The following is a 22,179-nucleotide window of genomic DNA, read 5'->3' as shown; positions in this document are numbered from 1 at the left end:
TCCCAGATGGAATTGACCGACCTGCTCACCTTTTCCACGGTCGCCCGGCTCGGCGGCATCACCCGGGCCGCCGACGAGCTGAACACCGTGCAATCCAACGTCACCCAGCGCATCAAGGCGCTGGAGGCCGAGATCGGCACCGCACTGTTCGAGCGCCACAGCCGCGGCATGTCGCTGACCGGCGCCGGCCGCCGCCTGTTGCCCTATGCGCAGCGCATGGCGGCGCTGTCGCGCGAAGCCGTGCTCGCCGCGCGCGACGATGGCGAGCCGAAGGGTCCGCTGTCGATCGGCTCGATGGAAACCACGGCCGCGGTGCGGCTGCCGACGCTGCTCGCCGAGTTTCATCGCCGTTATCCGGCGGTGCGCCTGACTTTGCGTACCGCGCCGACCGCCGACCTCGTGGCCGCCGTGCTCGACGGCTCGCTCGACGGCGCCTTTGTCGCCGGTCCGATCGAGCATGCCGAACTGTCGGCGACATCAGCCTTCACCGAGGAACTGGTGCTGGTCACCGCGCAGCGCTGGAAATCGCTCGCCGCGTTGCGCGCCGGCACACCGGAGTCGGGCCCGACCGCGCTGGTGTTCCGCACCGGCTGCACTTACCGGCAGCGTCTGGAACAGGTGTTCACCGAGTTCGGCTGGCCGTCGGCCGTCCGCTTCGAGTTCGGCACGCTCGACGGCATGGTCGGCTGCGTCGCCGCCGACATGGGCGTCACCCTGCTGCCGCGCGCCGTCGTCGAGCGCGATCACGTCCAGCGCGACATCAACATCCACAAGCTCAACCCGCAGCATGCGCGTGTCGAGACGCTGTTCATCCAGCGCCGCACTGCGCATCAGTACAGCGCCTTGCAGGGACTGGCCGCGTGCCTTCCCGGCGACGAGCGGGTGATCGCCGCCTGACCGGCGGGGCAATCACAATTGGGGGATCGGCACGATCAGTGTCTCCAAAAACTCTTCATGCCCGGGCTGACTCTAACCGAGGCAGACATCTGTTGACCGTGGCGATTTGCCGCTCGTTCCCCGACCGGTCTTCACACAAAACAGAACTACTGCATGTCTCATTGAGGAGAGGATCCGTTGTCTCTGTGGACGAGCGCCTGGAAGGCGACGGGCGCCAGCCGCTCCGCTCGCAGCCGGCTGCGGTGGCGCGCTCTTGTTCGTTGGACCGCTAACTGATGTTTGCCTGCAGATGCCTTTCGACGATGCTTGGGATGTTCGTCGAGGCGATGGGTGAATTCACGAAGACAGCGATTAAAGTATCATTTGGCGCGAAGGTGACCGAACATTGTTGCGTTCGACTCATGCCATCTGACCAGTAACCGCTCTTCATGAAGCAGTCCTGTACGCCGTCCGAGAGCTGCCACTCCTTCGTGTCGTCAAGACCGAAGTTATAGCGAAGAGCTTGATGCGATGCGGACTTGCGAACAATCCCGTCACCGTCCCAATAAGCCGACATGATGCTAAGAATCTCATCGACAGAGAACCACCAGGCGTCGGTACCGGCACCTAACCAGGGGTCGGCCTTCCAGCCTGGCGCTCGAAGTGATGCGGAATAGGCTAGGCTGTCCTCGTCGGCGGGATGGATTTTTGCAGTGACGGAGGCGGGCCTCAGAATATTGCGGCTCACGTATTTGACGTAATCATCAACCGAGAGGGCGTCCCAAAGCGTATCATGTGCATCGGGGTCTTCTGGAACGCCAAACTCAGCATTAGGATCGATCATGCCTGACATGACTGCCATTGCGATCCGAAGACCGATGAAGTTGCCGTTATGATAACTCCACTGACCGAAATTTGCCGGATCGACGCCGCGTTCGACGTACTGTTTAAAATCGTAATAAGTATAGCCGTCGTTTAGTCCTCCATATTGGATCTGGCGAAAGCCTGAAGTCATGGTGAGCAGATGGCGGAGGGTGATCTGCCGCGAGGTCGGAGCAACCCGAAAATGGCGTGGCAGAAAGTTTGTTATCGAGGTGTCGACATCGATACCCTTGTCGAGCAGGAGCTTCGTAACCGCCATCGACGTAACAAGCTTGCTGACGCTGGCCACGTGCATTTTGATAGTCGTGTCCCAGTTCTTTGCATCTGAGTCAGGCGAAATCCTTGCTGACCCGCCATTTAGGGTGAAGACAGTTTGTCCGCGGCGACGCACGCGCATAGAGTACCCGGCGACGCCTAAACCGCTCAGAGCCGCGCTCATGTCGGCCTCGAAATTGCTATCGTTGACGGTACGCCGAGTCTTCGGATCGGTGTTAGCTCCGACGATCGGGAAGTCTGGTTCTTTGACGTTTGGCGGAGTGCTGACAATCGTCGCTGTATCGAACGTATCGCGCGCGTCTAGATATCGATCGATGCCTTCTGGCGTTAGATGATGCTTAGAGAGAAACTTTGAGGCTTGCGCTGATCGGAAGGTTTTCCTCAATTCAGAGGATTTGCGGTTCTCAATCATTTTCACTCCTGGAAAAATTATGTGCAAGACTGCGATTGCTTCAGCACATGACTTGAACTCATCGCGATCGCAGATCTGGAGTCATTCGAAAGTCTACTGCCGGCGAGAAATCCGCCTGCTTGAGACGCTGCTCCGATGCGGTAACGAGTGTCGGCTTGATCAGCATGATGCTCTCCGTTCAAAATCAAAAATAAAATGGCGCGCCGTGAAAGCCTTGCGAATTCACGTCAATGAAACGACCGGCCGAAACGGGTCGATTGCTGCCCCGGATCACAACTTGACGTAATATCGTAACAGAAATTCACGCGTATCATGTGACCTCCCTCACAAACTGAACCACAATCACAACGACAGTTTGTCACAACACGAACGTTTTGGGTGTATGCGGCCAAGCCGGTTGATGTGACCGTGACCCGAGCCGGTCGCCGACTTACGCGGGCCGCCCGCTCCCCGCGCTGTGGCGTTTTCGCATGGACGCCCGCCCGCCGCCGGGCTTTGCCTCGGCGCGCGGCCGCGTGCTAATCGCAAGGGCATGCCCGCCCCCATCCTTCCCCTGATCGAAGCTGCGCCGCACTGGCCCGAGCGCGGCGCGCTTGTCGGCCTCGACCTCGGCACCAAGACCATCGGGGTCGCCGCCTCCGATCCGGACCGGCGGCTGGCGACCGGCGTCGAGACCATCCAGCGCAAACAGTTCAAGGCCGACGCGGCGCGGCTGCTCGCGATCGCCGCCGAACGCAACGCCGTCGGCTTCGTGCTCGGGCTGCCGATCAACATGGACGGCAGCGAAGGCCCGCGCGCGCAATCGACCCGGGCATTTGCCCGCAACCTCGCCGGCCTCACCGCGCTTGCGATCGGGCTGTGGGACGAGCGGCTCTCGACCGCGGCGGTCGAGCGCGAGCTGATCGGGATGGACGTCAGCCGCGCCCGGCGCGCCGAGGTGATCGACGAGCACGCCGCGATCTTCATCCTGCAGGGTGCGCTGGACCGGCTCGCGAAGCTGCGCGGAGAGCGCTGACCATGGCCGTGGTGATCGCGGCGCTGCTGCCGGTGTTCCTCTTGATCGTGCTCGGCTTCGTCCTGAAGCGCACGCTGATGCCGCTCGATACGCAATGGCATGGGCTGGAGCGGCTGACCTATTACGTGCTGTTCCCGGTGCTCCTGGTGCAGACACTGGTGAAGGCCGACCTGATCAAGGTGCCGGTCGCGGGTGCCGGCGGCGCGCTGCTGCTCGCGGCGCTGGTGATGTCGCTGTTCTGTCTCGCGCTGCGCGGCCCGCTGGCCCGCGCCGGGGTCGACGGTCCCGCCTTCACCTCGATCTTCCAGGGCGCGACCCGCTGGCAGACCTATGTCGCGCTGTCGGTGTCGCGCAATCTCTATGGCAGCACAGGCCTTGCGCTGGCTTCGGTCGCGATGGTCGCGATCATCCCGCTGGTCAATGTGTTCAGCGTCGCCGTGCTGGCGAAATATGCCTCGTCCGAAAAGCGTTCGACCGGCGTCATCGTGACGACGGTCGTGAAGAACCCGCTGATCTGGGCCTGCGTCATCGGGCTCGTCATCAATGTCGCGCACGTCCCGCTGCCGCAGATCTGGCATGACGTCGCCGACGCGCTCGGCGGCTCGTCGCTGGCGATCGGCCTGCTCGTCACCGGGGCCGGGCTGCATCTGGAAGGCATCTTCCGGCTCAGCCTCGCCGCTAGTATCGCGCTGGTGCTGAAACTCGTGCTGATGCCCGTCTTGACCGTCGCGCTCGCGGTGGGGTTCGGCGTTGCCGGGTCCAATCTCGCCATCGTCGCAGCCTGCGCCGCGGTGCCGACCTCGCCGTCAGCCTATGTGCTGGCGCGCCAAATGGGCGGCGACGCGCCGCTGCTCGCCCAGATCATCACGCTGCAGACGATTCTGGCGGCGATCACGATGCCGATCGTGATCGCCGCGGTGGGGTCATAGAGGGCGTATCCGAGCGGCCTGGAATAGCGCCGCGCCTATCGGCTGCTACCAGACTTCGCGATAGTTCGCGAACTTGCGCAGGGTCTTGTCATAGCGGGCCGGTACGATCCAGGGCAACAGAAGCCTGAAGATCGCGTTCGGAAGCGGAGAGCGAAGCCGCACATAGAGGTCGAGCGGATCGAGGTCATGCCGCATCCGGAATTTCGGTTCGTAGCTGAGACCCGTGCTTCGAAGCCACCTGTAACCGTTGGCGATCGCCCAATTCATCATGTCGCGAATGGTGTAGTAATAAAGATGAAGGTCGAGTGCGACGCCATAGTCGAGGCCGACATACTCCCAGAACAAACTGTCGCCTTCGACCATGCAAAGGCTGAAGGCGATCACCTTCCCGCCACGGCGCCAGATGAAGAAGCGGACCTTGTCCTTCATGTCGCTGCCGAGCCGGCGGAGATAGTCGGCTGTCAGTTTCTCGAACCGGAATTTCGAACGGTCGAAGACCTGCAGGTAGAGCGGATAGATCTCGTCGACGGCATCCCTTGCGTCGTCGGTGACGGTAAGAGCGATGGCTTCACCGTCGGTTGCCTTGAATTTCTTGCGGAGCTGCCAGCGCGCCGACCGCGGCAGCGCATTTTGCATGTAGGCATCGAAGTCGTCGTGCTCGATATTGAGCGCCGTCATCGGCATGCTCGGCGCGCGGGCGAAGCCGCGCCGGACGAAACAATCCAGCACTGGCCGGTAGCGCGCGGGGAATTCCTTCAGGACGATGAGCTGCGCCCGGCACGATCTTGCGAGCGTGACGATTTCGCTGCAAAGAATCTCCGCGATCTTGCCGGACGGCACCGTGCTTGATCCCGCCAGATGCCCTTCCCCGGCGAAGCATCCGACCATCAGGGTGCGCATCCTGAGAAACCCGGGAACGAAGCGTCGGATGCGCGCCAGCAACGGCTGCCATTCCGCTCCGAGTCCTTCGAGAACGTCCTGATCGAGAAGAAAAAACGGCTGGACGGCGTGGAGACAGCCCGCCCGGTCGATGATCGCGAAGTACCGGTATTCGACACGCTCGCGGAGCGTATCCTCCAGGATCTCGTAGTAACGGTGATCCTTGCGCAGGTCGGCAAAACTGGCAACCCACGCGGGACAACCGGCGATTTCGTCGCGCGTCACGATCTTCACGCAAAATGGCGCTGTAGCAGCCGCCGCGTGCGCTACACTTGGTGTATCAGCCAGACTGACTGCGTCTGACGCCAACGCAATGCTCCGGGTGATGAAAAGTCTTTCAATACAGTATCAATGTACCTGATTTGGCCGGAGGCTCCTGTACCATCCGCGCAACAAGTCATTTCTTTCGTAGCCGCGTCGCGCCGGGCGGCGCGCGCTCTCCCGCAACAGACCGGCCCGCCGGTCGCAGCAGCGCCACAACTCGCCCTTGCGCTTCAGCAAGCAGCGAAGGCCTGCAACAGTCGGGCGCGGCTCGTACGGCTTCTCCTGATCGTCGCTATTTCCCGGACGAACCGACGAACGCCGTATCGAGCACATCACCGATCGGCTGCCAGCTACGGCCGTCGAACTGAAGCAACCGCAATTGCTCGACCGGGCGGAACTGAGCGGTGTTGATCTTGATGCCGGGGAGCAAGGCGGACGCCTGATAATCCCTGAGCGCCGCAGCCTGCTTCATGACGTTCTCGCGCGACAGGTCGTTGCCGCATTGCCTGAGCACCTCGACCATCGTTTCGGCGGCGGCATAGCCGTAGACTGCCGCCGCGTCATCCTTGCCGCCGGCTTTGGCATACTTGTCCAGGAAGCTGTGCCAGCCGCCCTGCTCTTCTCTCCAGGCCGGATCGCTCGCATCCTTCAGGAACGCGGCGGTGATGACGCCGGTCGCATTCTCCGTGCCGGCCGGCTTGAGCACCGTCTCGATCGATGACGCCATCTGGTTCACGACAAACACCGGCCGCCAGCCGTGGTCGGCCGCGGCCCGGATCACCTTGGCGGCATTTTCCGGCACTCCGGCAAATACAAAGACCTCGGCGCCCGATTGCTTCAGGATCGAGACGTGGCCGTCCAGATGCTGATCGTCGACATCATAGGCGATGTCGACCCTGATGTTGTGGGCGACGTCACCCAGCCCTTGCACCAGTCCCTTGAACAATTCCCGCCCGAACTGGTCATTCTCCCAAAGCGCCACGATTTTCTTGCCGGGGTAGAAAGCCTGGATGTAGTTGGCATAGATGCGCCCTTCCTCGCGGTACGAAGGCTGCCAGCCCATGGTCCACGGATAGAGCGACGGCTCGCTGAGATCGTGATCGCCGGAGGCAACAAAAAGCTGGGGGACTTGCCGCTCGTTGAGATATTTCCGCACCGCCAGATTCCCCGGCGTGCCGAACGAACCGAACATCAAAAGCACATTGTCGGTCTCGACGAGAATGCGCGTGAGATCCATGGCGTTGGAGGGATCCGACAGATCGTCGTAGGACATGAACCGGATCTTGCGGCCATTGACGCCGCCGCGTTCGTTGATCATCTCGAAATAGGCGGCTTCCGCCTTGCCGATCTGGCCGAAAATCTCCAGCGCGCCACTATACGGCATGACATTGCCGATGCGGATTTCGGTGTCGGTGACGCCCTGGTCGCGCACTTTCTGCGTGATGGCGCCGAGAGACGCCAGCGCGACGACGCCGGCCAGGATTGCTCGGATCAGGATAGCCATGAGAAGAGCTCGCACGACGGCAGCCGCCGCTGCCTGATTTCAGTCCGGCCCGCGCTCGTTCATTGATTCAGATCATAGCACTCGAGGGGGCCGCTGGCATCCTCCATCCTTCCGATGGCTGGCGACGCACCGGCGCTGGTTCCGGATGATGATCACGCCGCAGACGATCCCGGACATCACGATGCCAATCGTGATCGCAGCCGTTGGGCCCTAGACGTACGGGCCTGTCACGAAGCAGATGTAAGTGTTGAGTGCAGAATGCATCATGACCGTCAGCCAGGTTGAGTTGCTGCGCCAACGGCAATAACCCAGGGCCAATCCCATCCCGAAAATCTCCAACTTCCCATAAACGTCGTACTGTGTGTGGGTCATCGCCCAGACGGAGGCGGTCAGTACGATCGCTCCAATCGGACCGAGAAACGACTCTGACCAGCCGCGATACAAGAAGCCGCGGATGAGGAATTCTTCCATGACGGGTCCGGCAATGCAGGTACCGATGAGAAAGATCAGCAGGCCGCCCGCCCCGTTGACCACGTACATGCGCTGGTCATCCAACGCGGAGCCGTCGTCGCCGACACACCATTTGATGACCGACTCAACGAGCAGAATGCCGGCGAAGATTGCAAATGCGCGCATGACTTCGGCCGTGCTCGGCCAGTTGAGCGCGAGATATTCTGCGAACCCACGGCGAACCTTCCGGATCGCGATCCAGAGCACGCCAATCGTTAGCGGGCTCGCGACGGTAAGGCCAGCGCCGTACCATCGCCCCTGGGCCGCGAAATCCCGCAATTGAGCTGGCGACATCCTGGCTACGCCGTCTTGCGCCGCGATGATGATCGTCATGGCCCAACCTCCTGCCAGCGTAAAAACCCCATAGGCGATCAGGATAACGAATGCCGTCTCCCAGAAATCCCAGGTCCGCAGCGGCGGAGCCGAAGCAGGTGTCCGCGCGCCGGCATTTTCGAAGTTCGACATATGGATTTTTTCTGCAACAATTTTGCAGCGAAGGTGGGCCTAGCTTCAACCTAGCATAGGGAACTCTCAGCCCGCCAGCCACCAGGTCTGGATCGTCGCCGCAAAATTGTTCAACCCGTGCAGCAGGATGGTCAGCCAGGTCGAGCCGGTGCGGAAGCGCAGATAGCCGAACAGGAGGCCGATCGTCAGCACCTGGCAGAGGAAGAACCAGTCGTACTGCAGGTGCATCACGGTCCAGACGATCGACGACAGCAGGATCGCGCCATAGGGTCCGAGCGCGGATTCCGACCAGCCGCGATAGAGCCAGCCGCGCGCGAACAGTTCCTCCCAGAGCGGCGCGGCGACGGCGAAGGCGATCACCAGGAGCCACAGCGCGCTGTGCTCCTGCGCCGATTTCAGCACGTCGCCCATGAAGCCCGGCGCCACCTCGCGGCCGGCGGCACGGGAGACCATGTCCCAGGCTCCGACCAGCACGACGAGCGCGACGACGCCGATGATCACGTTCTTCCACGACGTCCCGCGCAGCCCGAGGTAGTCGGCGAACGGGATCCGGGTCCGGCGGATCGCGAACCACAGCACCAGGAGCACCATCGGCAGGCCGGCGAGGACCGAGAGCGAGATCGTCAGGCCGTCGGCGACCACATGGGTGATACCGGCCGTCGATACCTCCCCGCCCTGCGCGACGATGCGCCAGACGATGACCGTGACCTGGCCGACGAACATCGCGGCGAAGATCAGAAGGCCCCACAGCGCGGTGCCCCAGAATTTCCAGACCCGCGGGGGGAGCGGCGGCGGTTCGATAGCGGCAGTCGCGTCTTGCGGTGTGAGAGAATCCATCAGCGAACCTCGGCTCTATCAATTCGTCATGGCCGGGCATGTCCCGGCCATCCACGTCTTTCCTTGCCCTGTCGAAGCAAAGACGTGGATGCCCGGCACAAGGCCAGGCATGACGGTGGTCAATGTGGTCATGGCAGCGCCCGCGCCAGCAGCGCGCGCTGATCGGCATCGGATAAGTCCACGGCGCCGTACATGCCGGCGTGGCGTTCGGCAAGCCGTGTCGCCGCGAACAGCTCGGCGTTTTTCGGCGAGACCTGGTTGAGCGCCGCGGTTGCCGCCAGGAGCGCCAACTGCTCGACCGCAAGCCGGGCGACGCGCTCGCTGTCCGGCCGCCGGAACGACTGCCCGATCGAGGCAACAGCCTCAGCGGCGCCGGGCAGCCCCCTGGTCTCGTCGGCGAGCGCGCGGAGCACCGCGAGTGCGGCATCGGCCTCGCGGCCGAGCGCGCGCAGCACGTCGAGGCACATCACGTTGCCGGAACCCTCCCAGATCGCGTTGACCGGCGACTCCCGGTAATGGCGCGCCAAAATGCCTTCCTCGACATAGCCATTGCCGCCGAGGCACTCCATCGCCTCATAGAGGAAGCCGGGCGCGCTCTTGCAGGTCCAGTATTTGATCGCCGGCGTCAGCAGCCGCATATAGGCGGCCTCGCCCGCATCGGCCGGCGCGCGATCGAAAGCACGGCAGAGCCGCAACACCAGCGCGATGGACGCCTCGACATGCAACGCCATGTCCGACAGCACCGCTTGCATCAGCGGCTGGTCGGCGAGATGTTTCTGGAACACGCTGCGGTGCCGCGCGTGATTGAGCGCGTGCGCCAGCCCCGAGCGCATCAGCCCGGCGGAGGCGATCGCGCAATCCTGCCGCGTCAGCTGCACCATCTGGATGATGGTGCGGATGCCCTTGCCCTCCTCGCCGATCAGCTCGGCATGAGCGCCGTGGAATTCGACCTCCGACGAGGCGTTGGAGCGGTTGCCGAGCTTGTCCTTCAGGCGCTGGAAGTGGATCGCATTGACCGTGCCGTCGGGCGCAAAGCGCGGCATGAAGAAACAGCCCAGCCCGTCCATCGTCTGCGCCAGCACCAGGAAGGCGTCGCACATCGGCGCCGACATGAACCATTTGTGCCCGGTGACACGCCAGGCGCCGCCGTCGCGCTCGGCGCGCGTCATGTTGGCGCGCACATCCGTGCCGCCCTGCTTTTCGGTCATGCCCATGCCGACGGTCATGCCGCGCTTGGTCCACCACGGCGCAAAGGTGGGGTCGTAGGCGCGCGTTCCGATGACCGGCATCGTCTTCGCCAGAATGTCCGGCTGCGAGGCCAGCGCCGCGACCGAGGCGCGCGTCATCGTGATCGGGCAGAGATGGCCGGTCTCGACCTGGGAAGCGATGTAGAACTTTGCCGCACGCACCACCTCGGCCGCTCCGCCGGCCGGCTTGCCGTCCGTGGCCCAGGTCGAATTGTGCACGCCGGCATGTGCGGAGTGCGTCATCAGCTCATGATAGGCCGGATGAAACTCGACCTCGTCGCGGCGATTGCCCCTGGCATCGAACAAACGCAGCTTCGGCGTGTTCTCGTTGGCAACGCGGCCGCGCTCCGCCATGGCAGCGGATCCCCAATGCTTGCCGAAATCGGACAGCTCAGCCGTTGCCGCCGCCCCGCCATTGGCGGCAACCGCCGCGGCGAGCGGCGCATCCACCGTGAACAGGTCGACATTTTCGAACGGCGGCGACTGGTTGAAGACGTCGTGGGTGGCAAACGGAGCCTGCGTCATGGTCTCCTCGGGAACTGGTCTATACGCATGCGGCCCGGACAACCGGCCTCCTCCGGCCGGGATCACGGGCCAGCCGCGGCGCAATGGAATCGGAGGATCATAAGCCTGCGAGCCGGCGCGGGGCAGCGAAAAGTACAGGTCTGCTGGATGCTTCCATGCCTTAGATGCTTGCGCGCTTGGGCGCATGGCGGCCGAGCCAGCGGTCGACCCAGTCATTGGCGCGGGTCCGGTTCGCCTCCTTCCTGGAAGCCTGGACAGGAAAAATGTCGCCGCTGCTGAGTTGCCGGTTATCGGGATAGGCCGCCAACTGAAGGTCGGACTCATGCGCGGCGCCGTCCACCGGCGAGATGTAGGCAAACCGGATCTCGATCTTGTGCTTGATGTCGGCGCCCAGCCATTTCGGATGATGGCGCGCCAGCAACTCGGTAAGCTCGCACGGCAACAGATCGGAGGTCGAGCTTCGCGCCCCCTCGGTCTTCTCCATGTAGCATTGCTCCTTGACGCTGCTGACGCGCGCGTCGATCGGCCGGAAGTTCAGCCGCTTGTCGAGCTCGCCGTAGACATAGAAGCTCGCGACGGCGATAGCGATCACACCGTAAAGGCCAAGGCGCATGGTTGTGCTCCCGTCCCGTCGAACCGTGGTGGTCAGATCGAACGCGTCTTGTTCGCCTTGGTCTTGGAGGCAAGGACAGGAAACACGTCCCCGGCGCGCAGCGGCTTGCCATTGGGGAAATAGGACATCTGCAGGCTCGACTGGTGCGTGGCCCCGTCGACCGGCGAGACATAGACGACCTTCACCTCGATCTTGTGCTTGAGGTCATAGCCCTGCCACTTCGGATGCTCCTTGCGCAGCAGCTCGGCGATCTCACACCGGGTCAGGTCGGAGGTCCACGTCGTCTTGGTGATGACGCCGCGCTCGACCTTTTCCAGATAGCATTGTTCGCTGACACCGCTGATGCGGGCATCGACGCGCTGATAATTCGCGCTCTTGTCGTGTCGATCGTAGATCAAGACGCCGGCGACGCCGACGACAACAATTGCGATGGCTGCGAACCGCATGCTGCATGCTCCCGTGTTGCCCGCACTTCATAGGGCCACAATTAAGGAGTGTTGAAAGCGCGCTCGGCTACTTTTGCGATGACAAGCATCGTCTTGCGAAAATGCTTCGGATTTGAGGAAAATGCCCTATCGCGCCCGGACGATCGGGAAGTCGTAGGCCGGCCCGCCTGCCCCCGGCAGCGAAAAGTGCCACCATTCCTTGGCATAGTTCGCGAACCCCTGCCGGGCCATCGCCGCGACCAGCATGGCGCGCCAGCGTCTTTGCGCCGGCGTGATCGAGCCCGTCGCGGTGTGCGCCTTCACGTCGGAACAGTCGTAGCCGGTACCCATGTCGACGCTGCCCTCCGGGGCGCGCGCGGCGGCCGGCGCGGTGCAGTCGGCATAATCCCTGGCCGGATCGAACTTGCGCGCGTTGTCGGCACCAAGATCGACCAGCGTGAGATCGACCGCGCCCCCGGTCGAATGCCCCGAATGGGTGGCGATATAGCCGAGGCGGAACAGGTCCGCCTTCGAGAAGGCCGGGTTGTAGCGCCGCTCGGCGGCGGTCTCGGTGCCGTTCCTCGACCATGCCACCATGTCGGCGACGGCGCGGGCCGGCCGGTAGCAATCGAACATCTTCAGCGACAGTCTTTGCCGGGCCAGTTCCTGCTGCACGGCCTTGAGGCGAAGCCCCACCTGCCGCTTCACCACGCATTCCGCCGCGCCATAGCCCGCGATCGGCCGGCCCATGAAATTGTTCGCGCTGGCGTAGCGGATGTCCTGGATGATGGTCGGGTCGATGTCGCGGAGGAACGCGAAGTCGCCGGGCAAGTTCTGAGCGAAGGCAGGCGCGATCGCCCCCGGGATCAACGCGATGGCCATCCATGCGATCACGACAATTTTCACGAGGTCTCGCTCCGGCGTCACGGACCGGGTATAGCCCGTCAGGAGGACAGCGTCGCTGCCGCTCCGCCTGTGCCCGGCCATCCACGTCTTGTTCCGGAAATCCCCGCAAAAGCAAGGCGCGGATGTCCCGCGGCGAGCCCCGGCAGGACTGCCGAGAAGGCGGCGACATCTTACTCGGGGAAAACTCCCGCGAGCCCTCTTCGCGCTTGCCCCACCGGCCATCCGCGCCTATAGCTCTCGCTTTAATGACCCCATCATTGAAATCGACTTTTGTCCTCGGTCACCGGCATCTGCTGGGTATCGAGGGCCTTTCCGCTGACGACATCACGGGCCTGCTCGACCTCTCCGAGGAGTATGTCGAGCTCAACCGCCAGGTCGACAAGAAGCGCGCCAGCCTGCGCGGCCGCACCCAGGTCAATCTGTTCTTCGAGGCCTCGACCCGGACCCAGTCCTCGTTCGAGATCGCCGGAAAACGCCTGGGCGCCGACGTCATGAACATGTCGGTGTCGTCGATGTCGACCCGCAAGGGCGAGACCCTGATGGACACCGCGGTGACGCTGAATGCGATGCACCCGGACATCCTGGTGGTACGCCACCACGCCTCCGGCGCGGTCGAGCTCCTGGCGCGCAAGGTTGACGGTTCCGTGATCAACGCTGGCGACGGCAGCCACGAGCACCCGACCCAGGCGCTGCTCGATGCGCTGACGATCCGGCGCAACAAGGGCCGGCTCGAGGGGCTGACGATCGCGATCTGCGGCGACGTGCTGCATTCGCGCGTCGCGCGCTCCAACATCTTCCTGCTCAACACCATGGGCGCGCGCGTCCGCGTGGTTGCCCCCTCGACCTTGCTGCCGCCCGGCATCGAGCGGATGGGCGTCGAGGTCGCGCGCGACATGCGCGAGGGACTGAACGGCGCCGATATCGTGATGATGCTGCGGCTGCAGCGCGAGCGCATGAACGGCTCCTTCGTGCCGTCGTCGGGCGAGTATTTCCACTATTTCGGCCTCGACCAGAAGAAGCTCGGCTACGCCAAGCCGGATGCGCTGGTGATGCATCCCGGCCCGATGAACCGCGGTGTCGAGATCGACACCTTCGTCGCCGACGGCGCGCAGTCGCTGATCCGTGAACAAGTCGAAATGGGTGTGGCAGTGCGTATGGCGGTGCTGGAAGCGCTCGCCCGCAACCTGCCGAACGCGTGATGCCATGCTGACCGACCGCCGCCCCATCCTGCTCGCCAACGCCCGCGTCATCGATCCCTCGCGTGATTTCGACGGTCCGGGCGACGTCCTGATCGCCGACGGCGTCATCCGTGACGCCAAGCGCGGCATCGGCGCCGCCGGCGTCCCCGAAGGCACCGACATCGTCAATTGCGCCGGCAAGATCGTGGCCCCCGGCCTGATCGACATGCGCGCCTTTGTCGGCGAGCCCGGCGCCAGCCATCGCGAGACTTTCGCCTCCGCCAGCCAGGCCGCCGCGGCCGGCGGCATCACCACCATCATCTGCCAGCCCGACACCTCGCCGGTGATCGACAATTCCGCGACCGTGGATTTCGTGCTGCGCCGCGCCCGCGACACCGCGATCGTCAACATCCATCCGATGGCGGCGCTGACCAAGGGCATGCAGGGCCAGGAGATGACCGAGATCGGCCTGCTCAAGGCCGCCGGCGCCGTCGCCTTCACCGACGGCGACCGCAGCGTCACCAACGCGCAGGTGATGCGGCGCGCGCTGACCTATGCCCGCGATTTCGACGCGCTGATCGTGCATCACACCGAGGACCCGCATCTGGTGGGCGAAGGCGTGATGAACGAGGGCGAATTCGCCACAAGGCTCGGTCTCGCGGGGATTCCCACGGCGGCCGAGTCGATCATGCTCGAGCGCGACATGCGGCTCGCCGGGCTGACCGGTGGGCGCTATCACGCGGCCTCGCTGACCTCGATCGAGTCGCTGGAGATCCTCAAGCGCGCCCGCGACGCCGGCCACAATGTCTCGGCCTCGGTCTCGATCAACCACGTGACGCTGAACGAGAACGACATCGGCCCCTACCGCACCTTCCTGAAGCTGGCGCCGCCGCTGCGCACCGAGGAGGACCGCAAGGCGCTGGTCGCAGCGCTCGCCTCCGGGCTGATCGACGTCGTGATGAGCGACCACAATCCGCAGGACGTCGAGGTCAAGCGGCTGCCGTTCGCGGAGGCGGCGAGCGGTGCGGTCGGCCTGCAGACCATGCTGCCGGCGGCGCTGCGTCTGATCCACAATGGCGAGATGGCCTTCAAGACGCTGATCCGGGCGATGTCGACGCGGCCGGCGGAGCTGCTCGGCCTGCCCGGCGGCACGCTGCGCGCGGGCGCGCCGGCCGACGTCATCGTGATCGACGCCGACACGCCCTGGGTGCTCGACCGCGACGATCTCAAATCACTGTGCAAGAACACGCCGTTCGACGACGCCCGCTTCTCGGGCCGCGTGACGCGGACGATCGTCGGCGGACGGACCGTGTACGAGCACGTCTGAAACCGGGGTGGAACTCAGCGCGACGCGAGTTGCGACATCGCTTCCATCGTTGTGCCAACGACGATGGCCGCGACGTAAACGACAAAGAAAAACTGCTCCAGCCGCCTGCGAACAGAAGCCATGATAAGCTCCCTCATTACCAAGGCCATGGTGCGGATTTATGGTTAATATTTCATTGACGGCATTGCCCCATTCGGGCGGGACCGACCGAAGGAACCACCGCGATGTCTGCTGATGGCTTGCTGCCGGTCGCCTTCCTGATCGGCTACCTGCTGGGCTCGATCCCGTTCGGCATGGTGCTGACCAGGATGGCCGGCACGCAGGATCTGCGCACGGTCGGCTCGGGCAATATCGGCGCCACCAATGTGCTGCGCACCGGCCGCAAGGGCCTCGCCGCGGCGACGCTGCTCGGCGACATGCTGAAGGGCACCGTCGCCGTCATCATCGCCGGCACCATCGACGGCCCGAACGCGGCGATGCTGGCGGCGCTGGGGGCTTTCCTCGGCCACCTCTTCCCGGTCTGGCTCAAGTTTCGCGGCGGCAAGGGTGTCGCGACCTATCTCGGCGTGCTGCTCGGCCTGTTCTGGCCGGCGGCGCTGATCTTCGCCATGATCTGGCTCGGCACCGCCTACACCACGCGCTACTCGTCGCTGTCGGCGCTGATCGCGGCGTTCGTGACGCCGCTGTTCCTGTGGTGGTTCGGCCACAACGCGCTCGCCTCGCTGTTCGCCGTGCTGACGCTGCTGCTGTTCTACATGCACCGCGAAAACATCCAGCGCCTGCAGGCCGGCACCGAAGGCAAGATCGGCGAGAGGAAGTAGCGCAGCCGCTACCGCTTCAGCGCGTCCTCGACAAAGCTCGCCGCCGCCAGCGCCTTCGCGTCATCGCCAAAACCCGCGATCACGGTCACACCGACCGGCAATCGGCCCTCGGCGACAAGCGTCGGCACGTTGACGCACGGCACGCCCATCAAGGTCCAGAGCCGGTTGTAACGGGGATCGCCGGTCGACGCCAAACCCTTGGGCGCCGCGCCCGGCGCCGACAGCGTCACGAGCACGTCGACCTCGGTGAGGATCGCGGCCAGCACCTGCCGCGCGCGCAGCGTGACGTCCATCGCCGCGTCGTACTCCGCCGGCGTGCCGCCCTTGCTCTCGTCGAGCCGGCCGCGCAGCAGCGGCGGCATCGCGTCGTAGTTCTGGCCGTATTCCCAGGCGAACGACTGATGCGCCTCGAACTCCTGCACCACCGGATGGATCCGCCAGGCTTCCGCGATGATCTCGGGCATCGCGAGCTCGCGCACGCTCGCACCCGCCTGCTCCGCCGCACGCGCGGCCTTCTGCAACGCCTCCGCGCCGGAAGGTTCCGGCGAACCGGCGAAGGCCTGCGTGGCCACGCCGATGCGCGGCGCGGAAACCTTTGACGGAACCACCAGCTCAGGCCGCCTGGTCATCGCGGCGAGCCCCAGCGCGACGTCGCGCACGCCGGCGCCGAACAGCCCGACGGTGTCGAGCGTCCAGGAGAAGCATTTCACGCCGACGGTCGGCAGCAGGCGGTAGCTCGGCTTGATCGCGGCGACGCCGCAGAACGAGGCCGGCCGGATCACCGAGCCGCCGGTCTGCGTGCCGAGCGCCAGCGGGATCATCCCGGCGGCAACGGCTGCGGCCGAGCCCGACGACGAGCCGCCCGGCGTGTGCGCGTGATTGTGCGGATTGAGCGTTGCGGTCGGATCGTTCGCCGCGAACGCCGTCGTGGTGGTCTTGCCGATGATGGTGGCGCCGGCCTGCTTCAGTGCCATCACGACCGGCGCGTCGGCGCGCGGCTGATGCCCGCGATAGATCGCGGCGCCCATCTCGGTCGGGAAGTCAGCGGTATCGATGATGTCCTTGATACCGACCGCAATCCCGCGCAACGGCCCGGCTTGCTGCGCACGCGCCGTCTCGTCGAGGCGGACGAAGGCGCCGATGGCTTTGTCCTGCGCCGCGATGGCGTCCCGCGTCTGCGTGATGGCGGCATCGGTGGACAATTCGCCGGAGGCGATGCGGCGTTGGAGATCGGCAAGCGAAATCATCGGCGGACATCCTGTTTCTTGACGGTTTTTGGCGGCTTCTTGGCAAGCGCTTTTAGCGCGTCGCGCGCGGCTGCGCCAATGTCGCAGTTGATCACAATCTCAGGTTGGGCGAAGCTGCGCCCCGCATGCATGACCGCTCGCCCAGCCCCGCAAAACTCACCGACACCGAACGGCTCAACCGCCTGCGGCTGATCCGCTCCGACAATGTCGGCCCGCGCACCTTTGCATCGCTGCTCCGCCATTTTGGCGATGCGGCGCATGCGCTGGAGCGCCTGCCTGACCTCGCGCGCCGCGGCGGCGCATCCGGCCCCGGACGCATCTGCAGCGAGGCCGATGCTGCTGCCGAGCTCGCGGCCTGCCGCAGGTTCGGCATCGATCTCGTCGCACCGGAGGAAGCGCACTATCCGGCGCGGCTTGCCACCATCGACGACGCGCCGCCACTGCTTGCCGTGCGCGGCGCGCGCGAGGTCCTGATGCGGCCGATGATCGCGATCGTCGGCTCCCGCAACGCCTCCGGCGCCGGGCTGAAATTTGCAGGCACCCTTGCGCGCGATCTCGGCGATGCCGGCTTTGTCGTGATCTCCGGCCTCGCCCGCGGCATCGATCAGGCGGCGCATCGCGCCACCGTCGCGAGCGGCACGGTCGCCGTGCTGGCCGGCGGCCACGACAGGATCTACCCACCCGAGCACGAGGATCTGCTGGCCGCCCTGCTCGAACACGGCGCGGCGATCTCGGAGATGCCGCTCGGTCACGTGCCGCGGGCGCGCGACTTCCCCCGCCGCAACCGCCTGATTTCGGGCGCCTCGCTCGGCGTCGTGATCGTCGAGGCCGCGCATCGCTCGGGCTCGCTGATCACGGCGCGGATGGCGGCCGAACAGGGCCGCGAGGTGTTCGCGGTGCCGGGCTCGCCGATCGATCCGCGTGCCGCCGGCGCCAACGACCTGATCAAGCAAGGTGCCACCTTGGTCACCGAAGCCGCCGACGTCGTCAGCGCGGTGACGCCGATCATGGAGCGGCCGGTGATGCTTGGCGCGCGCGAGGACGACGAGCCGCTGGACTTTGCCACCGATAGCGGCAATCGCGAGCGCATCATCGACCTGCTCGGGCCGAGCCCGATCAGCATCGACGATCTGATCCGGATGGCCGATGTGTCACCCGCCGTGGTCCGCGCGGTGCTGCTCGAGCTCGAGCTCGCCGGCAGGCTCGAGCGCCACAGCGGCGGGCTGGTGTCGATGATTTGACGAGCTGAATATCTCGCTCGCGCAAACGCCTCTCCGTCATCCTGTGGAGCGCGCAGCGCGTCTCGAAGGATCGACGGCCCGACTGGTGGCCGTGCATCCTTCGAGACGCCTGCTACGCAGGCTCCTCCAGCGACAAAGGCGAAGCCTTTGCGCGGGGATGACGGGTCTACTTGTCCGAACGCGAAGGCTCCGAACTCAGCCTTCGGCATTCCGCGCATCGAAGTCGTTTCGCGCGCCCTCGATCTCCGGCAGATGCGCGAACGCCCATTCGCCGAGCGCCATGACAGGCACGGCCAGTCCGCGCCCGAGATCGGTCAGTTCGTAGTCGACCCGCGGCGGAATGGTCGGAAACACCGTGCGCGTCACCAAGCCATCGCGCTCCAGCCCGCGCAGCGTCAAGGTCAGCATGCGCTGCGAGATGCCGTTGATCGTGCGCTTCAGCTCGTTGAAGCGGCGCGGTCCATCGCGCAGCAGCATGATCACCAGCACGCTCCATTTGTCGCCGACCCGCGACAGCACGGAGGCCACGCCGCGGCAGTCCTGATGCGTCCCGGGACCACGCGGCAGGCCGGTCTCGGCGGTTACATCGATGTGCTCGGGTTCCATAGGTGTGCTCGGGTTTCAAAAATGTGCGTTCTTGCGGAGATTTAGGGCGGTCACTCATATAGCGCCAGTTACAAACCTATACCAAAGGTGACCTCTGCCATGAAACTTCTGCACATCGACTCCTCGGTCCTCGGCCCCCACTCCGTCAGCCGCCAGGTCTCCGCCGCCGCCGTCGAGCGGCTGCGCCAGGCCAATCCCGGCCTCGTCGTCAGCTACCGCGATCTCAGCCAGACCCCGCTCGCCCACCTCTCCGGCCTGCACCTCGCCGCCAGCCAGGGCGCGGCGCCGGATCCGTCGGTACGCGATGACATCGCGACCGGCCAGGCGGTGCTGGACGAGTTCCTGGCCGCCGACATCGTCGTGATCGGTGCGCCCATGTACAATTTCACGATTCCGAGCCAGCTCAAGGCTTGGATCGACCGCATCCTGGTTGCGGGTAAGACCTTCAAATACGGCGCCGGCGGCGTCGAGGGATTGGCCGGCAACAAGCGCGTCATCATCGCGATCTCGCGCGGTGGTTATTACGGCGCCGACACGCCGATGGCCGCGCTCGAGCACCTCGAGACCTATCTGCGCGGGGTGTTCGGCTTCATCGGCGTCAGGAATGTCGAGTTCATCCCCGCTGACGGCATCCAGGTCGGCCCCGAGCATCGCGAAAAGGCCGTTGCGGGCGCGCTGCAGGCGGCCGGCAGCCTGAACGCCGCCTGATGTAATTCAAAGCGCCTGCCGTCGCCCGGCGGCGGCAGGCCGTTCAGGTGGAGAAACTCAGAACCAGACGCCCTGAATGCCGAGGATGACGGCCACCAGCGAAATCAACAGGCCGATGCCGGAGAACAGTGCGACGGTTACGAACTGCGTTGTATCCGAACTTTCCGATGCGGACGAAACCGGGATCGACGTCGAAATGCGGGCTGCTTTCGGCATGGCGGCACTCCAAATGATTCCGTGGTGAAAAATTCCCCGCCCAATCAGGAGTCCGGGGAGTACGTCAAAGGTTCAATACACGCGATGATAGTCGCGCACGAAATCGACCGGTGTGAAGCGCTTCACACCGGCCGTTCGTTACAATGAGAAACAAACCAGAGCGTTTTCGAGCGAAGTGGATACCGGTTCGCGTGAAGAAAACGCGTCAGAATAAAACCAGAGCCCCGTTCCGATTTAGTCGGAACGGAAAGGCTCTATCCGCGATAGATCGGCGCGCCTGCCGGCGACGCCGTCGCGCCGCCATCGATGAACAATTCCTGCCCCTGCACATGCGCGGCGTCGTCGGACGCCAGGAACAGCACGGTCTTCGAGATGTGATCGGGTTCGCCGATCCGCCCGAGCGGCGTGGTCTTGCCGATCCGCTGCTCGAAGATCTTCTCGGCCTCCGGCGTCGCGATCGCGGCGCCCCAGATCGGGGTGCGCACCGCGCCCGGCGCCACCACATTGACGCGGATGTTGCGCGGCGACAATTCTGACGCCATCACCCGCGCCATCGCGCGCACGCCGGCCTTGCTCGCGGCATAGGCCGAATAGCCGGGATTGCCGAGCACGGAGATCACCGAGCCGTTGAGAATGATCGACGCGCCGTCGTTGAGGTACGGCGCGACCGCCTGCACCGTGAAGAACACGCCGGTGAGATTGGTGCGGATCACATTCTCGAATGCGGCCAGCGTGGTGCCGCCGACCGGCGTCTGGCCGGGAATACCGGCATTGGCGAACAGCACGTCATACTTGCCGAACTTCTCGGCGCCCTGCTTCACCGCGGCTTCCAGCGCCGCGACGTCGGTGGCATCGGCCGCCACCGCGAGCGCGTTCGGCCCGAGCTCCCTGGCTGCCGCCGCAAGCGTCTCCTTGTTGCGCCCGGTGATGACGACCTTGGCGCCCTCCGCCACGAACAGCTTTGCTGTCGCGAGCCCGATGCCACTGTTGCCGCCGGTGATCAACGCCGTCTTGTTCGCCAGTCTCATGTCCGCCTCCAGTTGGTTGCATTATTAAACTTCATTGCCTAGCTAGGGCAAACGGTTTAATATTGCAACCACACAAGGTCGTGATGGCCCAAATTCCTGGAGACGGTAGGTGAAACGAACCAGCCTTGCAGGCGACAGCTGTCCCGTCGCGCGCGCGCTCGACGTGTTCGGCGACTGGTGGTCGCTCCTGATCATCCGCGACGCCAGCCTCGGCCGCCGCCGCTTCGGCGAATTCCAGGCGAGCCTCGGGCTTGCCAAGAACATCCTTGCCACAAGGCTGCGCACGCTGGTCGAGCGCGGCATCCTGAAGACCGTCCCCGCCTCCGACGGCAGCGCCTATCAGGAATATGTCCTGACGCCGAAGGGCCACGGCATCTTTCCGATCCTGGTCGCGCTGCGGCAATGGACCGAGGAATTCGACGAGCATCCGGACGAGATCGCGACCATCCTGGTCGACCGCGACAAGGGCAAGCCGGTGAAAAAGCTCGCGCTCTATTCGCAGGATGGACGCGTGCTTGGCGCGGCCGACACCGCTCTGAAGCCGCGGCCTGCGCGGAAAGCGGCAAAGCGCGTATCGGCGTAGCGCCACCCTCATCCTGACACACTTCCAAGACACAGGGACCCATTACCCCAAATGAGAGTTGTTGCGCGACGCTGGGGCCGCGATCCCGTTCATCACCGAATGCGGTGGTTATGGTCTTGGCTTTCGCCAGGACTACGCGGCGAGAGTTTGGGTGCGCCCCTCACGACAACTTCCGCCGGCTGCGCGAACGCTGTTGCTCGTCGGCCTCGAGGCGGGCCATCGCGAACAGGCGCTCGAGGACTTCGAATTTGTGGCGCCGGGCAAGTTTGGCGAGTTCGGTCGCGGCGGCTCCGATCAGGACCAGGGCGTCGTCCGGGCCGCCCTCCCCAGCTGTCTCGTCGCCCGCCGGTCGTCGCCGCCGGCCGGACGCCTTGCGCTTCCGGCCGCCCCCTGTGCTGTTCAAAAGGCCTAATCCGATTCCCACCCTATATATAAAGAGATACGCCCTTTCCCGCCGCAACTCTAGGGCGTATTTTGCAACCCTTGGGATAGAAACTCCACAGCTTGGCCCCGCCCTTCAATATCTGGCGATTTGACAGGGACCGCCCCAGCACCCATGTTCGCCCCGACACGGCGGGCCGCGAGTCTAGCGGAATCCG

General features: G+C 64.6%; 24 protein-coding genes. 10 read left to right on the top strand and 14 right to left on the bottom strand.

The genetic code is table 11. From position 1 onward, the window contains the following. The first annotated feature begins 6 nt into the window (after nt 1–6). The gene (locus JEY66_RS21315; protein ID WP_016843973.1) at nt 7–897 is read left to right on the top strand and encodes a LysR family transcriptional regulator; all 891 of its coding nucleotides are present in this window, start codon (nt 7–9) and stop codon (nt 895–897) included. A gap of 268 nt (nt 898–1,165) precedes the next feature. Here JEY66_RS21315 and JEY66_RS21310 read toward each other — a convergent pair whose 3' ends face one another. Continuing rightward, nucleotides 1,166–2,446 carry a serine hydrolase domain-containing protein gene (locus tag JEY66_RS21310; RefSeq protein WP_018271964.1) on the bottom strand — a complete coding sequence of 427 codons (1,281 nt, stop codon included), beginning with the start codon at nt 2,444–2,446 and terminating at the stop codon, nt 1,166–1,168. 532 nt (nt 2,447–2,978) lie between these two features. Here JEY66_RS21310 and ruvX point away from each other — a divergent pair. Then, a complete protein-coding gene (gene ruvX, locus JEY66_RS21305; RefSeq protein ID WP_018271965.1) occupies nt 2,979–3,461 on the top strand; it encodes a Holliday junction resolvase RuvX in 483 nt (160 codons plus the stop codon). Nucleotides 3,462–3,463: 2 nt separating this feature from the next. Next, the gene (locus JEY66_RS21300; RefSeq protein WP_018271966.1) at nt 3,464–4,390 is read left to right on the top strand and encodes an AEC family transporter; all 927 of its coding nucleotides are present in this window, start codon (nt 3,464–3,466) and stop codon (nt 4,388–4,390) included. A gap of 45 nt (nt 4,391–4,435) precedes the next feature. On the opposite strand, the gene JEY66_RS21295 is transcribed toward JEY66_RS21300, so the two are convergent. From JEY66_RS21295 to JEY66_RS21260, 8 genes are all read right to left on the bottom strand, one after another. Next, nucleotides 4,436–5,554, bottom strand: coding sequence for a GNAT family N-acetyltransferase (locus JEY66_RS21295; RefSeq protein ID WP_244620832.1), 1,119 nt, complete (start codon nt 5,552–5,554; stop codon nt 4,436–4,438). A 331-nt stretch (nt 5,555–5,885) separates the two neighbouring features. Beyond that, complete coding sequence (locus JEY66_RS21290) at nt 5,886–7,097, bottom strand: ABC transporter substrate-binding protein (protein ID WP_018271968.1); 1,212 nt, start codon at nt 7,095–7,097, stop codon at nt 5,886–5,888. Between the two features lie 210 nt (nt 7,098–7,307). Continuing rightward, nucleotides 7,308–8,072, bottom strand: coding sequence for a CPBP family intramembrane glutamic endopeptidase (locus tag JEY66_RS21285; RefSeq protein ID WP_018271969.1), 765 nt, complete (start codon nt 8,070–8,072; stop codon nt 7,308–7,310). Nucleotides 8,073–8,138: 66 nt separating this feature from the next. Next, nucleotides 8,139–8,909, bottom strand: a complete 771-nt coding sequence (locus JEY66_RS21280; RefSeq protein WP_018271970.1) for a CPBP family intramembrane glutamic endopeptidase — start codon at nt 8,907–8,909, stop codon at nt 8,139–8,141. Between the two features lie 128 nt (nt 8,910–9,037). Continuing rightward, nucleotides 9,038–10,681: an acyl-CoA dehydrogenase family protein gene (locus JEY66_RS21275; protein WP_018271971.1), complete on the bottom strand. Its 1,644-nt coding sequence runs from the start codon at nt 10,679–10,681 to the stop codon at nt 9,038–9,040. Between the two features lie 160 nt (nt 10,682–10,841). Further along, nucleotides 10,842–11,294 carry a hypothetical protein gene (locus tag JEY66_RS21270; protein ID WP_016843964.1) on the bottom strand — a complete coding sequence of 151 codons (453 nt, stop codon included), beginning with the start codon at nt 11,292–11,294 and terminating at the stop codon, nt 10,842–10,844. Between the two features lie 32 nt (nt 11,295–11,326). Then, entirely contained in the window at nt 11,327–11,740 is a 414-nt protein-coding gene (locus JEY66_RS21265; RefSeq protein ID WP_018271972.1) for a hypothetical protein, read from the bottom strand. Nucleotides 11,741–11,866: 126 nt separating this feature from the next. Then, complete coding sequence (locus JEY66_RS21260) at nt 11,867–12,601, bottom strand: M15 family metallopeptidase (RefSeq protein ID WP_041482873.1); 735 nt, start codon at nt 12,599–12,601, stop codon at nt 11,867–11,869. Nucleotides 12,602–12,870: 269 nt separating this feature from the next. Between JEY66_RS21260 and JEY66_RS21255 the strand changes: the two genes are divergently transcribed. The 3 genes from JEY66_RS21255 to plsY all read left to right on the top strand — a co-directional run bounded on the left by JEY66_RS21255 (nt 12,871) and on the right by plsY (nt 15,951). After that, nucleotides 12,871–13,824, top strand: coding sequence for an aspartate carbamoyltransferase catalytic subunit (locus JEY66_RS21255; protein ID WP_026192854.1), 954 nt, complete (start codon nt 12,871–12,873; stop codon nt 13,822–13,824). A 4-nt stretch (nt 13,825–13,828) separates the two neighbouring features. Further along, nucleotides 13,829–15,130, top strand: a complete 1,302-nt coding sequence (locus tag JEY66_RS21250) for a dihydroorotase (protein ID WP_018271974.1) — start codon at nt 13,829–13,831, stop codon at nt 15,128–15,130. Between the two features lie 224 nt (nt 15,131–15,354). Then, nucleotides 15,355–15,951 (top strand): glycerol-3-phosphate 1-O-acyltransferase PlsY, encoded by a 597-nt coding sequence (gene plsY / locus JEY66_RS21245; RefSeq protein ID WP_018271975.1) that lies wholly within the window; start codon nt 15,355–15,357, stop codon nt 15,949–15,951. Between the two features lie 8 nt (nt 15,952–15,959). Here the strand turns inward: plsY and JEY66_RS21240 are convergent, their stop codons facing one another. Next, nucleotides 15,960–17,198: an amidase gene (locus JEY66_RS21240; protein ID WP_018271976.1), complete on the bottom strand. Its 1,239-nt coding sequence runs from the start codon at nt 17,196–17,198 to the stop codon at nt 15,960–15,962. Beyond that, nucleotides 17,195–17,329, bottom strand: a complete 135-nt coding sequence (locus tag JEY66_RS45165) for a hypothetical protein (RefSeq protein WP_016843957.1) — start codon at nt 17,327–17,329, stop codon at nt 17,195–17,197. The genes JEY66_RS21240 and JEY66_RS45165 overlap by 4 nt, the downstream gene beginning before the upstream one ends. Here JEY66_RS45165 and dprA point away from each other — a divergent pair. Continuing rightward, nucleotides 17,324–18,439, top strand: coding sequence for a DNA-processing protein DprA (gene dprA, locus JEY66_RS21235; RefSeq protein WP_018271977.1), 1,116 nt, complete (start codon nt 17,324–17,326; stop codon nt 18,437–18,439). The two genes, JEY66_RS45165 and dprA, sit on opposite strands and share 6 nt — an antisense overlap. Before the next feature lie 195 nt (nt 18,440–18,634). Here the strand turns inward: dprA and JEY66_RS21230 are convergent, their stop codons facing one another. Further along, a complete protein-coding gene (locus JEY66_RS21230; protein ID WP_018271978.1) occupies nt 18,635–19,045 on the bottom strand; it encodes a winged helix-turn-helix transcriptional regulator in 411 nt (136 codons plus the stop codon). Nucleotides 19,046–19,144: 99 nt separating this feature from the next. Between JEY66_RS21230 and JEY66_RS21225 the strand changes: the two genes are divergently transcribed. After that, the gene (locus JEY66_RS21225) at nt 19,145–19,753 is read left to right on the top strand and encodes an FMN-dependent NADH-azoreductase (RefSeq protein WP_018271979.1); all 609 of its coding nucleotides are present in this window, start codon (nt 19,145–19,147) and stop codon (nt 19,751–19,753) included. Nucleotides 19,754–19,810: 57 nt separating this feature from the next. Here JEY66_RS21225 and JEY66_RS21220 read toward each other — a convergent pair whose 3' ends face one another. Continuing rightward, nucleotides 19,811–19,969: a hypothetical protein gene (locus tag JEY66_RS21220; protein ID WP_016843954.1), complete on the bottom strand. Its 159-nt coding sequence runs from the start codon at nt 19,967–19,969 to the stop codon at nt 19,811–19,813. A gap of 254 nt (nt 19,970–20,223) precedes the next feature. Beyond that, nucleotides 20,224–20,997 carry an SDR family NAD(P)-dependent oxidoreductase gene (locus JEY66_RS21215; protein WP_018271980.1) on the bottom strand — a complete coding sequence of 258 codons (774 nt, stop codon included), beginning with the start codon at nt 20,995–20,997 and terminating at the stop codon, nt 20,224–20,226. A gap of 109 nt (nt 20,998–21,106) precedes the next feature. Here JEY66_RS21215 and JEY66_RS21210 point away from each other — a divergent pair, with 109 nt between their 5' ends. After that, a complete protein-coding gene (locus JEY66_RS21210) occupies nt 21,107–21,580 on the top strand; it encodes a winged helix-turn-helix transcriptional regulator (RefSeq protein WP_018271981.1) in 474 nt (157 codons plus the stop codon). A 61-nt stretch (nt 21,581–21,641) separates the two neighbouring features. Further along, nucleotides 21,642–21,992 carry a hypothetical protein gene (locus JEY66_RS21205; RefSeq protein ID WP_157183463.1) on the top strand — a complete coding sequence of 117 codons (351 nt, stop codon included), beginning with the start codon at nt 21,642–21,644 and terminating at the stop codon, nt 21,990–21,992. The last annotated feature ends 187 nt before the right edge of the window (nt 21,993–22,179 follow it).

Source organism: Bradyrhizobium elkanii USDA 76 (assembly GCF_023278185.1).
Taxonomy (GTDB): Bacteria; Pseudomonadota; Alphaproteobacteria; order Rhizobiales; family Xanthobacteraceae; genus Bradyrhizobium; species Bradyrhizobium elkanii.
The sequence above is the reverse complement of the archived record's forward strand: the minus strand, read 5'-3'. Positions and strand labels throughout refer to the sequence as shown.

What these genes read in the sequence shown, in the direction of transcription:
- JEY66_RS21315 (WP_016843973.1), top strand. Translation starts at nt 7, where the DNA reads ATGGAATTGACCGACCTGCTCACCTTTTCCACGGTCGCCCGGCTCGGC.
- JEY66_RS21310 (WP_018271964.1), bottom strand. Translation starts at nt 2,446, where the DNA reads ATGATTGAGAACCGCAAATCCTCTGAATTGAGGAAAACCTTCCGATCA.
- ruvX (WP_018271965.1), top strand. Translation starts at nt 2,979, where the DNA reads ATGCCCGCCCCCATCCTTCCCCTGATCGAAGCTGCGCCGCACTGGCCC.
- JEY66_RS21300 (WP_018271966.1), top strand. Translation starts at nt 3,464, where the DNA reads ATGGCCGTGGTGATCGCGGCGCTGCTGCCGGTGTTCCTCTTGATCGTG.
- JEY66_RS21290 (WP_018271968.1), bottom strand. Translation starts at nt 7,097, where the DNA reads ATGGCTATCCTGATCCGAGCAATCCTGGCCGGCGTCGTCGCGCTGGCG.
- JEY66_RS21285 (WP_018271969.1), bottom strand. Translation starts at nt 8,072, where the DNA reads ATGTCGAACTTCGAAAATGCCGGCGCGCGGACACCTGCTTCGGCTCCG.
- JEY66_RS21280 (WP_018271970.1), bottom strand. Translation starts at nt 8,909, where the DNA reads ATGGATTCTCTCACACCGCAAGACGCGACTGCCGCTATCGAACCGCCG.
- JEY66_RS21275 (WP_018271971.1), bottom strand. Translation starts at nt 10,681, where the DNA reads ATGACGCAGGCTCCGTTTGCCACCCACGACGTCTTCAACCAGTCGCCG.
- JEY66_RS21270 (WP_016843964.1), bottom strand. Translation starts at nt 11,294, where the DNA reads ATGCGCCTTGGCCTTTACGGTGTGATCGCTATCGCCGTCGCGAGCTTC.
- JEY66_RS21265 (WP_018271972.1), bottom strand. Translation starts at nt 11,740, where the DNA reads ATGCGGTTCGCAGCCATCGCAATTGTTGTCGTCGGCGTCGCCGGCGTC.
- JEY66_RS21260 (WP_041482873.1), bottom strand. Translation starts at nt 12,601, where the DNA reads ATGGCCATCGCGTTGATCCCGGGGGCGATCGCGCCTGCCTTCGCTCAG.
- JEY66_RS21255 (WP_026192854.1), top strand. Translation starts at nt 12,871, where the DNA reads ATGACCCCATCATTGAAATCGACTTTTGTCCTCGGTCACCGGCATCTG.
- JEY66_RS21250 (WP_018271974.1), top strand. Translation starts at nt 13,829, where the DNA reads ATGCTGACCGACCGCCGCCCCATCCTGCTCGCCAACGCCCGCGTCATC.
- plsY (WP_018271975.1), top strand. Translation starts at nt 15,355, where the DNA reads ATGTCTGCTGATGGCTTGCTGCCGGTCGCCTTCCTGATCGGCTACCTG.
- JEY66_RS21240 (WP_018271976.1), bottom strand. Translation starts at nt 17,198, where the DNA reads ATGATTTCGCTTGCCGATCTCCAACGCCGCATCGCCTCCGGCGAATTG.
- dprA (WP_018271977.1), top strand. Translation starts at nt 17,324, where the DNA reads ATGCATGACCGCTCGCCCAGCCCCGCAAAACTCACCGACACCGAACGG.
- JEY66_RS45165 (WP_016843957.1), bottom strand. Translation starts at nt 17,329, where the DNA reads ATGCATGCGGGGCGCAGCTTCGCCCAACCTGAGATTGTGATCAACTGC.
- JEY66_RS21230 (WP_018271978.1), bottom strand. Translation starts at nt 19,045, where the DNA reads ATGGAACCCGAGCACATCGATGTAACCGCCGAGACCGGCCTGCCGCGT.
- JEY66_RS21225 (WP_018271979.1), top strand. Translation starts at nt 19,145, where the DNA reads ATGAAACTTCTGCACATCGACTCCTCGGTCCTCGGCCCCCACTCCGTC.
- JEY66_RS21220 (WP_016843954.1), bottom strand. Translation starts at nt 19,969, where the DNA reads ATGCCGAAAGCAGCCCGCATTTCGACGTCGATCCCGGTTTCGTCCGCA.
- JEY66_RS21215 (WP_018271980.1), bottom strand. Translation starts at nt 20,997, where the DNA reads ATGAGACTGGCGAACAAGACGGCGTTGATCACCGGCGGCAACAGTGGC.